13 protein-coding genes and 2 rRNA genes are annotated in these 14,121 nt (G+C 56.9%); 11 read left to right on the top strand and 4 right to left on the bottom strand.

Annotated elements, in window-relative coordinates:
- The 5 genes from rrf (ACWI8T_RS04845) to mobB all read left to right on the top strand — a co-directional run.
- Nucleotides 1-100, top strand: a 5S ribosomal RNA gene (gene rrf, locus ACWI8T_RS04845); the annotation flags it as partial.
- A 166-nt stretch (nt 101-266) separates the two neighbouring features.
- Nucleotides 267-554 (top strand): YerC/YecD family TrpR-related protein, encoded by a 288-nt coding sequence (locus ACWI8T_RS04840; protein ID WP_449138147.1) that lies wholly within the window; start codon nt 267-269, stop codon nt 552-554.
- Nucleotides 555-595: 41 nt separating this feature from the next.
- Nucleotides 596-710, top strand: a 5S ribosomal RNA gene (gene rrf, locus ACWI8T_RS04835).
- A gap of 422 nt (nt 711-1,132) precedes the next feature.
- On the top strand, nt 1,133-1,528 hold the full coding sequence (locus ACWI8T_RS04830; RefSeq protein ID WP_449138148.1) for a molybdenum cofactor biosynthesis protein MoaE: 396 nt from the start codon (nt 1,133-1,135) through the stop codon (nt 1,526-1,528).
- Nucleotides 1,521-2,762 (top strand): molybdopterin-guanine dinucleotide biosynthesis protein B, encoded by a 1,242-nt coding sequence (mobB, locus tag ACWI8T_RS04825; RefSeq protein WP_449138146.1) that lies wholly within the window; start codon nt 1,521-1,523, stop codon nt 2,760-2,762. The genes ACWI8T_RS04830 and mobB overlap by 8 nt, the downstream gene beginning before the upstream one ends.
- A 260-nt stretch (nt 2,763-3,022) precedes the next feature.
- Here the strand turns inward: mobB and ACWI8T_RS04820 are convergent, their stop codons facing one another.
- Nucleotides 3,023-3,367, bottom strand: a complete 345-nt coding sequence (locus ACWI8T_RS04820; RefSeq protein ID WP_294378781.1) for a winged helix-turn-helix domain-containing protein — start codon at nt 3,365-3,367, stop codon at nt 3,023-3,025.
- Between the two features lie 402 nt (nt 3,368-3,769).
- Here ACWI8T_RS04820 and ACWI8T_RS04815 point away from each other — a divergent pair, with 402 nt between their 5' ends.
- From ACWI8T_RS04815 to moaC, 5 genes are all read left to right on the top strand, one after another.
- Complete coding sequence (locus tag ACWI8T_RS04815; protein WP_449138145.1) at nt 3,770-4,666, top strand: molybdate ABC transporter substrate-binding protein; 897 nt, start codon at nt 3,770-3,772, stop codon at nt 4,664-4,666.
- Nucleotides 4,667-4,754: 88 nt separating this feature from the next.
- The gene (gene modB, locus ACWI8T_RS04810; protein ID WP_449138144.1) at nt 4,755-6,179 is read left to right on the top strand and encodes a molybdate ABC transporter permease subunit; all 1,425 of its coding nucleotides are present in this window, start codon (nt 4,755-4,757) and stop codon (nt 6,177-6,179) included.
- 83 nt (nt 6,180-6,262) lie between these two features.
- On the top strand, nt 6,263-7,393 hold the full coding sequence (locus ACWI8T_RS04805; protein WP_449138143.1) for a sulfate/molybdate ABC transporter ATP-binding protein: 1,131 nt from the start codon (nt 6,263-6,265) through the stop codon (nt 7,391-7,393).
- A gap of 159 nt (nt 7,394-7,552) precedes the next feature.
- Nucleotides 7,553-8,557 carry a GTP 3',8-cyclase MoaA gene (gene moaA, locus ACWI8T_RS04800; protein WP_449138142.1) on the top strand — a complete coding sequence of 335 codons (1,005 nt, stop codon included), beginning with the start codon at nt 7,553-7,555 and terminating at the stop codon, nt 8,555-8,557.
- Between the two features lie 328 nt (nt 8,558-8,885).
- On the top strand, nt 8,886-9,386 hold the full coding sequence (gene moaC, locus ACWI8T_RS04795) for a cyclic pyranopterin monophosphate synthase MoaC (RefSeq protein WP_114614752.1): 501 nt from the start codon (nt 8,886-8,888) through the stop codon (nt 9,384-9,386).
- 71 nt (nt 9,387-9,457) lie between these two features.
- Here moaC and ACWI8T_RS04790 read toward each other — a convergent pair whose 3' ends face one another.
- The 3 genes from ACWI8T_RS04790 to ACWI8T_RS04780 form a co-directional block, all read right to left on the bottom strand.
- Nucleotides 9,458-9,937 carry a MogA/MoaB family molybdenum cofactor biosynthesis protein gene (locus ACWI8T_RS04790; protein ID WP_449138141.1) on the bottom strand — a complete coding sequence of 160 codons (480 nt, stop codon included), beginning with the start codon at nt 9,935-9,937 and terminating at the stop codon, nt 9,458-9,460.
- 222 nt (nt 9,938-10,159) lie between these two features.
- Nucleotides 10,160-11,416, bottom strand: coding sequence for a molybdopterin molybdotransferase MoeA (locus ACWI8T_RS04785; RefSeq protein ID WP_449138140.1), 1,257 nt, complete (start codon nt 11,414-11,416; stop codon nt 10,160-10,162).
- A gap of 62 nt (nt 11,417-11,478) precedes the next feature.
- Nucleotides 11,479-12,387 (bottom strand): class I SAM-dependent methyltransferase, encoded by a 909-nt coding sequence (locus tag ACWI8T_RS04780; protein WP_449138139.1) that lies wholly within the window; start codon nt 12,385-12,387, stop codon nt 11,479-11,481.
- 327 nt (nt 12,388-12,714) lie between these two features.
- Between ACWI8T_RS04780 and argS the strand changes: the two genes are divergently transcribed.
- Nucleotides 12,715-14,121, top strand: a 1,407-nt coding sequence (argS, locus tag ACWI8T_RS04775; protein WP_449138138.1) for an arginine--tRNA ligase, incomplete at its 3' end; no start/stop codon positions are given.

Here is a 14,121-nt window from a genome sequence, read left to right as displayed (position 1 = left end):
GGCGGGGATCACCCGATCCCATTCCGAACTCGGCAGTTAAGCCCGCCTTCGCCGAAAGTACTGCAGCGCCAGGCTGCGGGAGGACAGGGCGTCGCGCTCATGCAGGGCGCTTCCGCATATCCAGGGCTTATGCCCTTTTTTTGTCGCTTCGTTTTGAGCGCCGTTTACGAGAAAATACCGCCGTTGTGGCGGTTTTATTATGCGGGCGCACTTTAGCGGGCTGCAGTACAATAGTATAGTTTCATGAATACAGAGAGGATGGATTGATGAGCAACTTGCGTACTCCCGAGGTCGAAGACCTGCTTGAGGTCCTTTCTTCTATGTCTGATAAAGATCAGCTTTACGCTCTGTGCGAAGACCTGTTCACGATTCGTGAAATGAAAGAAACATCTCAGCGCCTTTCGGTTGCTCGTTTGCTTGACGCTGGTAAGCCGTATACTGCCATCGCTGAAGCAACGGGTGCGTCTGCGACGACGATTGCTCGCGTTTCGAAAGCGCTCAATTATGGCAGTGGTGGGTATCGCTACGCCCTTGACACGCTTGCCGGTAAATAGTATTCTAATTTCTTGCATATGCGGGCTACAGCGCCCTGCATGAGCGCGACCACAGAGGCGGGGATCACCCGATCCCATTCCGAACTCGGCAGTTAAGCCCGCCTTCGCCGAAAGTACTGCAGCGCCAGGCTGCGGGAGGACAGGGCGTCGCGCTCATGCAGGGCGCTTCCGCATTTTAAGGGGGCCTATGGGGCCCTTTATTTTTTGGGACTTTTTACGGCATGTCGTCTTGTGGCCCGCGCCAAGCTTTGGCTCTTTTAGGGCGTTTGAATTCTCGTAAGAAGTTCCCTCCTTTTTGATTTATGCGCTTTGCTGCATGCTGCGTATTGCATCTTGCGAGTTGTTGTTTCATGGAGAAACTGACAGCGCTTTTGCATATTGCGTTTTCTTTTTAGCCCGTGCTCTGTTCTCGTTTAGGTATTATTGACCTATAGGCGTTATGGAGCCTCTATGAGGGGCGGAAAGGGGAAATCATGACGATGAACGACATTTCTGATATCGCTTGCAATGACCAGGGCTTTGATGTTGCGGTAGATTTGGGGCCCGGCTGGCGTATCGACGCTGGCGCAGAGCCTTCCATGGACGCGTGGCTCAATAAAGCGAAGCAGGATCCGAATGCTTCTATGGTGGGCATGTATCTCACCCATAATGGCATCGTTCGTGAGACGCCGCGTGCTCAGGTGCGTGCGACAAATGCCGCCGAGGCGGCCGAGGGTGCGGCTCTTGGTAAGGTTGTGTCGGTTGACTTCTCGTACAATACCGATGGTTTGATCGAGGCTGTGAAAGCCGCTCGCGAGCTCCCCGGCGTTTTCTATATTCGCGTGTGGCTGAACGAAGGCACGCTGAAAGTCGGCGATTCTATTATGTATGTTCTTATCGGTGCGGATATTCGCCCGCACGCTGTCGATGCTTTGCAGCAGCTTGTTGGCACTATCAAGAATGATCTTGTTGTCGAGCACGAGAATTATGAATAAAGTTCCATTGGATGCCGCTTCGAGCGAATCATCGGCGGAGTTTGTGAAGCGTGATGGGCGCATTCATCGTCCGAGTCCCGCTGTTGCTTTCGTGGGTCGCCATAACTCGGGTAAAACAACACTGCTTGTTCGGGTAATCGCGGAGCTCGTTTCGCGAGGGCTCGATATCGGGTCAATCAAGCATCACGGTCACTGTGATTTTGACATCGACGTGCCGGGTAAAGATTCATATCGACACCGAGAAGCTGGTTCTCGAGACTTGGTTGTGGTTTCGCCGACACGCATGGCGCGCATCACCGAGCTTGACCATGAAATTGAATGCGACGATATTGTTTCGAGCATGCCCGACCATGATTTGGTGATTGTCGAGGGCTTTCGACAAAGCGGTCTTGATGTGATTGAAGTGCTGCGTTCGGGAAACGATCGCGACCTTCCCGCTGCCGAAGAATACTGCGAAATCGGTACGGTGCGCGGCGTGACTCCGGTTGCCGTTGTGAGCAATATGGAAAGCGTGCACGCAGCGGCAAAAAGAAGGGGCGTGCCCGCGTTCTCGTTAGAGGATATCGAGGGAATTGCCGACTTCTTGCAGGCTGTCTATGTTCGTCCGAAGCTTACCGTCGCCATTCAGGCGGGCGGGGAATCTCGTCGCATGGGACAAAGCAAAGCGACGGTTCCCTTCCTGGGAGAGCCGCTTCTCACGCGCATTGTTGAGAGGGTTGCCTGTGCGGCTGACGAGCTGGTTGTCACAACGAACGAGGCGTCGCGCCTTGGGTTCTTGGGCGATCTGGACATCCCATGTCCTTTGAAACTCGTTCCCGATTCATTTGAGAAGCGCGGATCTCTTCAAGGGTTGGCCACGGCGTTTGGTGCGGCGTCTCATCCGCTTGTTGCCGTTATTGCATGCGATATGGTGTTCGCTTCGCCGCGGCTGGCGATTGCCGAGGCGGCAGTGGCGCATTCCGAACGCGTCGATGCTGTGGTGCCTTGCAATAAATTTGGCTATGAGCCATTTCATGCGGTGTATCGTACGAAGCCTTGCTTGGAGGCGACGCATGAAGCGCTCAGTCGTGGCTGCGTTCGTGCAAAGGACTTCTTCGATTTGGTGAACTTGCGGCCGTTTATGTCGGCCGAGGTAACCGACGCGGTTCCTGAACGTGGGTGCTTCATCAATGTGAATACCCCAGAAGAACTTGCCCATATTGAGGCAACTATCATGGCCGAAGGGGATAGGTAGTCGCGCGATTGTCACGTAGGCGGCAGGGTCGTCCAAGCGGAAGGCTTGCTTGGGATGAGCAGCGACCTGAAGCGAGGCACTCGATTCTGCATACATGGCAGCGGGCTCAAGCTTTCTTGGCGCAGGCGTCGCGAGCGGGCGCCGGCTTGGGCGATCTTGCCCCTTGGCTGGGTCGGTGTAATGCGTATAAAGAAACGAGGGGGAAGGCGATGATGACGCCTTCCCCCCTCGTCGTGTTCAAAGGAATGATGTATTGGCCGCTAGAGCGTTTTAAAGATTTCGGGCAAATGACGCTCGGCGTAGGTGTTGACATCGCGTTCAAGCTGCTCGAATGCGGAAAGGAGAAGTGCTCCTTCTTTTGTGAGCGTTGACCCGTGTGCGCCGTCACGATTGATGAGGCTAAAGCCGAAAGCTTCCTCGGTTTGCTTCATGATTCGCCACGCTTTGCTGTAAGCCATGCCCATGTTCTTGGCGGCTTTGTTGAGCGAACCATCATCGCGCACACCGCGGCAAAGCATGGCGACGCCTCGGCCGAAAACGGCATTGGCCTCGTCGTTGCCAATGCTGAGTTTGACGTGGGGAGAAATATCATCGAGCGTTACCATGGCGGCCCCTTCGACGGTACGGTGTTGTTGGACAGGGCGGTTTGTAGGCGCGAAATGCGCGTTGGCGCGTACGCCTGCTTGGGCATATTGTACGCCTTTGCGCAGGTCCGAAAGAGGGGAAGACTATTCTTCGGCTGAATAATCGAGGTGTGGTCGATGGGATTTTGCGTCTTGTTGCCGTGCGGCGCATGCGACGTGGTTGCCAGGTAGAACCTTTATTTCGCTGTAAAAATAATATTTCAAACCGTGGATAACTTCTTGACATCAGAATATACACGATAGAGAATAAACTGCATGAAATACGTCACGTTATGTGCCGTTTCGTACCAATGGCGGTATTTCAGAAGAAGGGCTCACTCAAGGGACGGGTGGGGCTCACATCTATCGAGGGAAGGGAATTTCATGGCTAAGGCATGGAAGAAACTCTCCATTCTCGCGCTTGCTGCCGCTCTTGCGGCCATGGTCGCGATGGTGGGCTGCTCGTCTGAGCAGAAATCTGAAGAAGCGACCGACGAGAAGGCGGCAACCGAAACCACGGCCGAACCGGTAGAGCTGCAGGTTTTCGCGGCGAATTCGCTTTCCAAGGCGATGGAAGAAGTTCAGGCTGCCTACATCGAGGATGGCCACGGCAATGTCACGTTTGCCGACGCGCAGTACAAGTCTTCGGGCGAGCTGAATGAGATGCTCGGCGCCGGCTCCTATGCCGATCTGCTGATTTCCGCTTCGAAGGGCTCCATGGACACTGCGGTCAAAGAGGGCTACGTTGACGAGGGCACGCGCGTCGACATGTTCAAGAACGACCTCGTGATTGTCTCCAAGGAAGGCAGCGGCCTTAAGGACGTCACGCTGCAGGATATCGCCGATGGCAAGTACACGTTCTGCGTCGGTGACGAATCTGTTCCCGCTGGCAACTATGCCGACCAGGCCCTTTCTACGGTTGGCGTGTACGTTCCCTCTGGCGATGACGAGGGCAAGACCGGTAAAGACATTTCTGGCAAGAATGGTGCGTTCGCCGAGGGCTACAATCCTGTTCTTGATACTTCCGTAGGCAACGTGTGCAAGCATGCCCAGTCTGGCGATGTCGACGTGGCGTTTGTGTACACTTCTGATGTGTACCGTTTTGGTGGCGTTGAAATTGTTGGTACCGTTCCTGCCGACACGCACAAGAACATCGTGTACCCCGGCGCCATCACCTCTCAGAGCAAGAACGTTGAAGCAACCCAGGAGTTCCTGGATTGGTGCCAGAACAGCGAGAAGGCTCAGGAGATTTGGCAGAAGTGGGGCTTCGAGCTGGCTTAATGACCGCTTGAAAGCTTACGTGCCAGAAAAGCATGTGATAAGGATGGGCGCATTATGTGCCCATCCTCTTTCGTAGTGGGGAATGGATATGCATAAGGCAAAGACGCTTTTCGCAAGGCTTGCTGCGGCGGCAATCGCGCTTTCGGTTGCGGTTCCGTTTTGCGTCGCATTCGCCGACGACGCGCTTGGCGGTGTGGATACGCTGAATGTCCCGAGCACGGCTTCGAGCGCCGTCGTGTCTGATTCTTCGGTTGATACAACGGGCGTGACCATCTCGAAGAACGGCGACGCGGCCGAAGCGGAAAACAGCAGTTTTGCGATAGGCGATTTTTCCCGAGCCCAAAAAGGCACGAATCGAGACATCGATGGTGAATACCACGGATACTCGTATTTGGTCGGGCGCGATGCGGGAACGTGTGCGCAGCTCGTCGCGGGCGACGATTACGTGGTCGCCTATGTGCCCGAAAAAATTGCGAGGGATTTGGACATCGATTTGACGTCGCCTGCCGACCAGGCGTCACTCAAGGCGATGTTCGCGGCCCTCGATGCGGGGCAGGCGGCCGGGTCGAAGGCGCTCACCAGTTTCGATACATGGTATTTCACGAGCGATAAGGTATTTGAGGAAGGCGCGGTTTGTTTCGAATTCGACCAAGAGGTTTCCGGCAAAACGTACGTGTTCGTTATCGGGGTTGACGGAAGCGACTTGACCGACAGCGAGAACGAAAATTATTTCAAGCCTTCGTTCGCCGATTTTGGTTGCCCCGCTCAGAAGGGCGACGTCGTTATTGAAGAGCAGGCGACGGGCTTCGCTGCTATTGGCGAGTTCTTGTCCAATTTGGATTGGAGCCCTTTGTGGGTGTCGCTTCGCACGACGGGCATCGCGATTGTGTTCATCTTCGTTTTCGGCCTGCTCGCAGCCTATTTCTGCCTCAATATCTCGCCGCGTGCGAAAAACATCTGCGACGTGATTTTCACGATTCCCATGGTGCTGCCTCCTACGGTATGCGGCTTTTTGCTTCTGTACCTTTGCGGTCGCAATACGGCGTTTGGCCAGTTCTGGATCGATATCGGTTTCCCTCTGATTTTCAGCCCCACGGCATGCGTTATTGCGGCTGTGGTGGTGGCATTCCCGCTCATGTATCGGAACGCTTTGGGCGCATTCGAGAGCCTGGACGCGAATATGCTCGATGCGGCGCGCACATTGGGATGGAGCAACGCGAAGATTTTCGTTCGCTTGATGCTGCCGCTCTCATGGAGCAGCATTGCCGCGGGTGCCGTGCTTTCGTTCGCTCGCGCGCTGGGCGAATTTGGCGCTACCTTGTTCCTCGCCGGCAACTATCTGGGTGTTACGCGCACGATTCCTATCGCCATTTACTTTGAATGGATGAATGGCAACGATTCCGTCGCGTGGTTCTGGACCGCCGTCATTATCGCTTTCAGCTTCGTGGTGATCTTGTTCATCAACTTATGGAGCAGCCGAACGACGAAATACCGCAAACGCGAGGGGAATTAGGCGCGGTGTTTTGATGCGGCGGCGCGCGGTGTGGCGTCTGCGATAATTGCGCGGCATGGTATGAGTGCGAGAAAGGCTTGGCTTTGAGTCTTGAGGTAGATATCGAGAAGAAGTTCAGGGGCTTCCAATTAAGCCAGCAGTTTTCTGCCGGCGATGAAACGCTTGGCCTTTTAGGCGCATCGGGGTGCGGCAAGTCGCTCACGATGCGATCGATTGCAGGAATCGAAAAGCCCGATGCGGGCAAGATCGTAGTGAACGACACCGTGTTTTTCGACAAGGCACCTGGCAAAAAGGCCAAAGTCGACCTTTCTCCCCAGCAGAGAAAAACGGCGTTGCTGTTCCAGAATTACATGCTGTTCCCGAATTTGACCATTGAGCAAAATGTGGCGGCGGGCTTGCCGAAAGGCTCCACCGCGGCCGAGCGCGCAGAAGCAGTTCATGAGCAGATGCAGCGTTTTGGCCTTTTGGGAATGGAGAAGCGCTACCCCGTGCAGCTTTCGGGCGGGCAGCAGCAGCGCGTGGCGCTTGCCCGCATGCTTGCGGTGCGGCCGGGGATCCTTATGCTCGATGAGCCGTTTTCGGCGCTCGATTCGCACTTGAAAAGCTCGCTCGAACAGAATCTCATCGGTTTGTTCGAGCAATTCGAGGGAACGATTCTCTATGTGAGCCACGATATCGATGAGGCGTTTCGATTCTGCGATCGCATTGCGGTCGTCGAGGCGGGGCACATTATGGAAATCGGGCCGAAAGAAAACGTCGTGAACGACCCGCAGAGCCTTGCTGCGATTAAGCTATCGGGCTGCAAGAATACGACGCCTGCCGAGTATGTCGACGACGCGCACGTGCATCTGCCCGATTGGGGTATCACGCTTGCTTCGACGAAGCCCGTGCCTCGCAATGTGCGGTGGTTCGGCGTGCGCGCATTCTTCCTGAAGCGTGCGAGCGGCCCGGGCGAAAATGTCTTTCGCATGCGCGCCGACCGCGTAAGCGATTCGCGCTTCGAGCGATCGGTCATGCTTTCGTTCCTCGATCACGATCACAATGAGCAGATCGAGCGTGACATTGCCGAAGAAGACGAATCGATGAAATTCTTGAAGCTCCATTTGCAGTGGAAGGTCGACAAGTTGGCTGTTGCTGCGAGTGAGCTTCCCGAAGAGGGCGATGAGCTGCTTATCGAGATACCGACGGAAAGCATGTATCTCGTATCGAGATAGCGCGGCAGAACGCATTTCGTGACATATGAGTTTGTTTCATGCTGAAACGCCGACCGAATTGAGCCGCGGCGGCGTTTCTTTGTTCTTGCGAGGGTATAATTCCAGGAAAGATAGCCTGGGTTGCGCGTGGGGGCGTGCAAGCCGTCGAAGGGGGCCTTCATGAAAGATTCGCACGGGCGCGTGATTGACTATATGCGCATCTCGCTGACGGATAGGTGCAATTATCGTTGCATCTATTGCATGCCAGCCGATGGCGTGACGTCGCTGTGCCATTCCGATATTTTAAGCCTTGAGGAAATTGAGCGCGTGGTTCGCGTTGCGGCGAGCATGGGCATTAAACGGTTCCGTTTGACGGGCGGCGAGCCCCTGGTGCGCAAGGGTGCGGTTGACTTGGTTCGCGCCATTCATGAGACCCCTGGCGTCGATGACGTTTCCCTTACCACTAACGGCGTGCTTCTGCCGAAGTATGCTGAGGAACTCGCGGCGGCGGGCCTTTCGCGCGTGAACATTTCGCTTGACACGCTTGATCCTGAGCAGTTTCGCTATATCACGCGTCGAGGCGTGCTGCATGAGGCAATCGACGGAATCGAGGCCGCGCTCGCTGCGGGGTTTGATCCCGTAAAGGTGAACGCCGTAACGGTTCGCAGTCTGGGACAGGATTTTCTGGCGTTTGCCAAGATGACGATCGATCGTCCTTTGCATATGCGCTTTATCGAGTATATGCCCGTGGGCGAAAGCGCGGGTTCGCATGGGTGCGGATGGGGCCGCGAGGACGTGATTCCGAGCGAAGAGCTGTTCGATGTTATTAATGAGCGGGCTAAGGCTGAAGGTTTGCCGACGCTTGTGGCGGCGGGCGACGAGAGGCCGAAAGGATGGGGTCCTGCGCGCTACTTCATGTTCCCGGGCGCCCAAGGAACGGTCGGGTTCATTAGCCCGCTTTCGCGTCATTTCTGCAGCGAGTGCAACCGCTTGCGCATGACGGCAGATGGAAAGATTCGCCCGTGTCTGTTCTCTGACGTTGAATACGACATGCGCGCAGCGCTTCGCGGCGACGGTGGCGATGAGGCGATTGGCGCGGTGCTTACGGAGGCGTTGGGGGCTAAGCCCGACGACCACCACGACAAGGTGGGGACCGAGCGGGGCATGTCGCAGATTGGCGGGTAGACCTTGCCGTTCTCGGAGGAGGCCGAGGGCCCGCGAAGACCACGGTCGGCTACCGTTCGCTTCGCTCACTATGCGCCGAATGCCGGCTCGCTTCGCGAGCTCGGCGCGGCCGCTCGGCCGCCTAGTGAGGTATTGAACATGACATTAAGTCATGTTCAAGGCGGTGTTTCATTTTAGAATGAAGGGCATGAATGAACACCGACGGCCTTCGCGGGGCCCTCGGCTTTCTTCGAGAACTCCGTTTCTTTTGTTTGATGCTGCAAATTAATCGTTGGAGTTTAGGTCAAAGGGACTGTCCCTTTGACCCGTTGGTTTGGAGGAAAGCGATATGACGGAAGAGAAGCTTACGCATATTGATGAGAAGGGCGACGTTCGTATGGTGGACGTCTCTCAGAAGGCCGACACCGAGCGCATTGCCGTTGCGGAGGGCTTTATTTCGATGAAGCCCGAGACGCTTGAGCTTATTACGTCGGGCACGGCGGCGAAAGGCGATGTTCTGGCGTGCGCACGCGTGGCGGGTGTAATGGCGGCGAAGAAGACGAGCGAGCTTATTCCGATGTGCCACCCGCTTATGATTACGAAGGCGAAGGTGAGTTGCGAACCCGTTTTGGCTGGTGAACGTGAAGATGGGCGCGTGGGCATTCATATTACGACGACATGCGGCGTTACAGGCAAGACGGGCATTGAGATGGAGGCGCTGACTGCTGCAAGCGTGGCGTGTCTTACCGTATATGACATGTGCAAGGCGGTCGATCGCGGCATGGAAATCATGGACGTGCGTCTGCTGAAGAAAGATGGCGGCAAGACGGGCTTGTGGGAACGCAAATAGTGCTCCAGAAACCTGCTAAATGCCTAGAGCATTTAGCAGGTTGGTCGCCACGCGTTGAAGGCATCGAGCTCTTATTTGTCATGGCCTTCGCCAGCCATCATGTGGCCCGCGTGGCCGAGCGCGCCCACGATGCCTTCCCAGTTTTCGCGAGCGGCTTTTTCGCTGCCCGGCAGATTGATGACGAGCGTGTTGCCGCGCTGTGCGGCGATGGCGCGCGACAGCATCGCGTAAGGCGTGATTTGCAGGCTGTGATAACGCATGGCCTCGGCAATGCCGGGAACTTCGCGGTCGCATACATCGCGCGTGGCTTCAGGCGTTACATCGCGCGGCGAAAGGCCGCTTCCGCCGCAGGTGAGTACGATGTCGGCACCAATTTCATCGCAGGCTTCGAGAATGCTGCCCGCGATAAACACGCGGTCGTCTTGGACGACAATGTGGCTGGCAACCTCCCAGCCTTCTTTCTTAATAAGCTCTTCGAGGGCCGCGCCAGCGGTGTCTTCCTTCATGGAACGCGTGTCGGAGCACGTGATAATGGCAAATTTAAGAGTCATGAGATTGCCTTTCTTGAGAGGGTCGGATAGCCAGTCGAATGGATTCTTGCTTTGTGCTGCCACGGTGGGCGGTGTCGCGCGTCAGGGAGCATAATCGGCGAATCTGTGATGTCTGTTTGAGACTTTTGCGTTAAAGGGGAAGAGGTTGTCTCGTCTGAGGAGGGGTCGTCTCGAGTGGGCCCGACAACATCGTCAAGTGGCCGGTTGCCGGGCCCCGCGGAATTAGATAACGGTTCCTTCGGCGACATCCAAAAGCACGCAGGCTATCTCGTCGCCTGCGTGGGCGTCTTGCGCCCCTTCGGGCAAAACGGCCATGCAGTTCGTTTTCTGGATAGGGCCGAAAAGACCAGAGCTCTGGTTCTTCGCGGGCGTTACGAGAAGTTCGCCTGATTCGCCATGGGAAAGCGTGGCGCGCATGAAGAGTCGGCGGGAATCCTTCTTTTTCTTGTCACAGGTAAGCTTTGCGACAATCGTGGGGTGCTCGAACGCGGTGCGGCCCTGCATTTTGAGCAGGCCCGCGCGAATGATGAGCTCGAAGCCCATATAGGCGGCAGCTGGGTTGCCGGGCAGGCCGAACACCGGCGTGCCGTCGACGATGCCGAATGTTTGGGCTTTCCCGGGACGCATGTTCACGGTGGTCATGAGTAATTCGCCTGCGCGTTCCACGACGGGCTTGATGAAGTCGAAGTCGCCGTTTGAGGCGCCGCCCGAAGTGACCACGAAATCATGCGTTGCCGCCGCTTCGCGAACGGCGGCTTCGAGGGCGGCTTCGTCGTCGGGCACGATGTCGAACATATCCGCTTCGCAACTGGCCGCTTTGGCGCATGCCGCGAGGGCGTAGCTGTTTGAATTGCGAATATGGCCAGGGCCAGGATTCTCGCTCGGCGGCACGAGCTCGCTGCCAATGGGGATGATGGCCACGCGCGGTTTGCGATAAACCGGCACCCGCAGCACTCCGCAGCCGGCCAAAAAGCCGACGCCTGCGGTCGTGATTGCTTCGCCCTTGTTCACGACGATTTCGCCTGCGCGAGCCTCTTCGCCTGCTTCGCGCACGTTGTCGCGTTCTTTGGGCTGCGCGGAAAATGCCACGCGACCGCCGGGCTTCCCGTCGCCTTCCACCATGCTCACGATTTCGTACTTCACTACGGCGTCAAAGCAGCCCGGAAGGGCAGCACCCGTCATGATGCGCACGCACTGGCCAGCCTGCGGGGTGCCCTCGAATACGCCGCCCGCAGGTACCTCGTCGATAACTTCGAGCGTTATGGGCGATTCTGCCGTAGCTCCCGCAAGGTCGCATCGGCGCACAGCGTAGCCATCCATGGCCGCATGGGCGAATGGGCTTACGTCGATGTCGCTTTTCAAATCGGCGGCGGCAACGCGCCCTGCAGCGTCGAGTAGGTCAACGGTTTCCGCCTCGAGCGGCGTCACGCGCGAGAGCACGAGCTCGCGTGCCTCCTCCAAAGAAATCATTTTTGTCATGGACAGTCCCTTCCTTGTGCGACGCGGGCGCCTTGGCGCTCACGATATTTCTTGATGCGCGGCTACAGTTGGCCGTCTTTCGCGTTCCATGAGATGAACGCCCATGGGACGATGCGCTGATAGTCGAGTGTGAGAGGCCCCTGCGGATAGCCCTTTTTATCGGGCATGCCGGCTTCGGGGTTGTCGACGAGGTGTTCTGCGAGCCATTCGCGAAGGTTGGCCTGCGCCTGGAGCCGCTCGGTTTCGCTTAGGTTTGGCGCGCCGATGTCGATCATTTGCGAGAAGTCTCCGAAAGCGTCGCCTTCCGATTCGAATGAATCTTTTCGAGAAGAATGGATGTATCGCACTTCGGGTTCGAATCCCGCTTGGGCAAGCAGGCCAAACGCGTAGATGTAATCGCGATTGAGGGCGGCGTCCACGCCGAGCTCGGCAAGCACGCGAGCGTCGACGCGCGGGGATGTGCCGGTTGTCATGGTGATGCAGCAGCGTCGTCGCGCAATAGCGGAAAGCTTGCGCAGCGCGCTTCGCAGGTCGGCGACTGCGATGGAGCGCGACGCGAATGCGACGTCGGCTACGTTTTCGCGAAGGCCGAATTGGCTCCAGTCGTCTTCCCAGCTCATGTGCAAGGGGAAAACGCTGCCCGGCGCGAGCGCGTCGAGGCTCTCGGCGACCTTGATGCCGCGAAGCGCCATGTTCTCGCGCAGCTTTGCGAGCATGCCGCTGCTGAAATCGCCCACGATGACCTTATGGCCGCGTGAGGCCATCTCTGCGGCGAGCGCGCCCGTTCCGCAGCCCATGTCGAATACGGTTTCACCAGGTTGCACGCGCGCGAGCTCGACGAATGCCTCGGCGTAGAGGTTTTTCGCATCGCGGGAATCGTAGCGTGCGGCCTTTTTGTTCCATCGCTGGCAGTCGTCGGGCGCCTTGGTCGTTTGTTGCAAATGGCGCCATGCCGCGTCGAAATCGATCACGCGATTCCTCCTGCCTGAACTGATTGTTCTTATTCGCGGATATATGATAGCCGTTCGCGTTGCCGCCACGCGTTTGAATTGCTCTTTTTTGGGCGCTGCGCAGCGGACAGGGACGCTTTGAGGGGCCGAAAAGGCGTTGAGTTTTGCCGCTCTCGCGAATTCGCCGCACTCGGAAGGTTTTCATATTTGACGTGCTACAATGATTAAGCTTATATACAAATCCAGGCGATCGAGGCTTCCGTGCGCGCACGCTCTATGCTGCGCCGCGGCGAAAACCGGATGCAAAAGGGAGCGGTTTCCGCTTCGTAGACGAAAAGGAAGGCATCAATGCAACCACGCGAAGAATTGACTCAGCTTCTTACCAAGGCGTTTGAGGCTGCCCGCGAATCTGGCGCTCTGCCGATTGAGAACATTCCCGAAATTGCGCTCGAGCGTCCGCGCGACGAGGGCCATGGCGATTGGGCCTGCACCGCTGCTCTGCGTTGCGCCAAGGAAGCCAAGAAGAACCCGCGTGAAATCGCGCAGGCGATCGTTGATGGCATTCCCGCGAATGATCTTATCGAGAACATCGAAATCGCAGGCCCGGGTTTCATCAACTTCCGCCTGAAGAACGTTGCCATGCAGGACGTCGTCTCTCAGGTTCGCGAGCAGGGCGCCGATTATGGCAAGGGCACGCAGCCCGAAGGCAAGCGCAAGGTGAACATCGAGTACATCTCCGCAAACCCCACGGGCCCCATGCATGTTGGCCATGGCCGCTGGGCTGCTTTGGGCTCCGCAACCGCAAACCTTATGCGCCATGCTGGCTATGAGGTTTTCGAAGAGTTCTACATCAACGACCACGGCGTTCAGATGGACAAGTTCGGCCTGTCCATTGCCGCTCGCTACTTGCAGCAGCTCGGCCATGAAGATGCCGCTGTTCCCGAGGGCGGCTACAACGGCCTGTACGTGAACGACATCGCAAAAGAAATCATCGATCGCGATGGCAACAAGTGGGAAGACGCCGACGAGCATGAGCGCATGGTCGAGTTCCGTGAGTTCGGCTACGCCTACATCATGAAGATGTTCCACGACATCACCGATCGCTTCGGCAATCACTTCGAGCGTTGGCAGTCCGAGCGTGAAATGTATCTGCCTTCCGACGAATTCGGCGGCAAGAGCCCGTTTGAATACTGCATCGGCAATCTGAAGGACAAGGGTGACATCTACGAGAAGGATGGCGCTGTGTGGTTCAAGTCGTCCGAGTACGGCGACGAGAAAGACCGCGTTGTGCGCAAGGCTGATGGCGACTACACCTACTTCGCGTCCGACGTTGCGTACCACTATTGGAAGAAAGAGCGTGGTTTCGACATTCTGATTGATATCTGGGGCGCCGACCATCATGGCTACATCGCTCGCGTTGCTGCCGTTTTGGCCGCCATGGGCTTCCCGGGCGCGCTCGAAGTTATGCTCGGCCAGCTGGTCAACCTCTTCCGCGACGGCAAGCCCGTTCGTATGTCCAAGCGTACTGGCGAAATGATCACCTTCGAAGAGCTCATCGACGAAGTCGGCATCGACGCTACGCGCTACTACATGCTGAGCCGCTCCACCGAGCAGCCGATTGACTTCGACATCGATGTTGCTAAGAAGCAGGACTCTTCCAACCCCGTGTACTACGTGCAGTACGCACATGCTCGCATCTGCAAGCTGCTGCGCGACGAGGCTGGCCATTCTGGCGAAGACAACCTCGACATGGCT

Source organism: Slackia sp. (genome assembly GCF_977041755.1).
The sequence above is the reverse complement of the archived record's forward strand: the minus strand, read 5'-3'. Positions and strand labels throughout refer to the sequence as shown.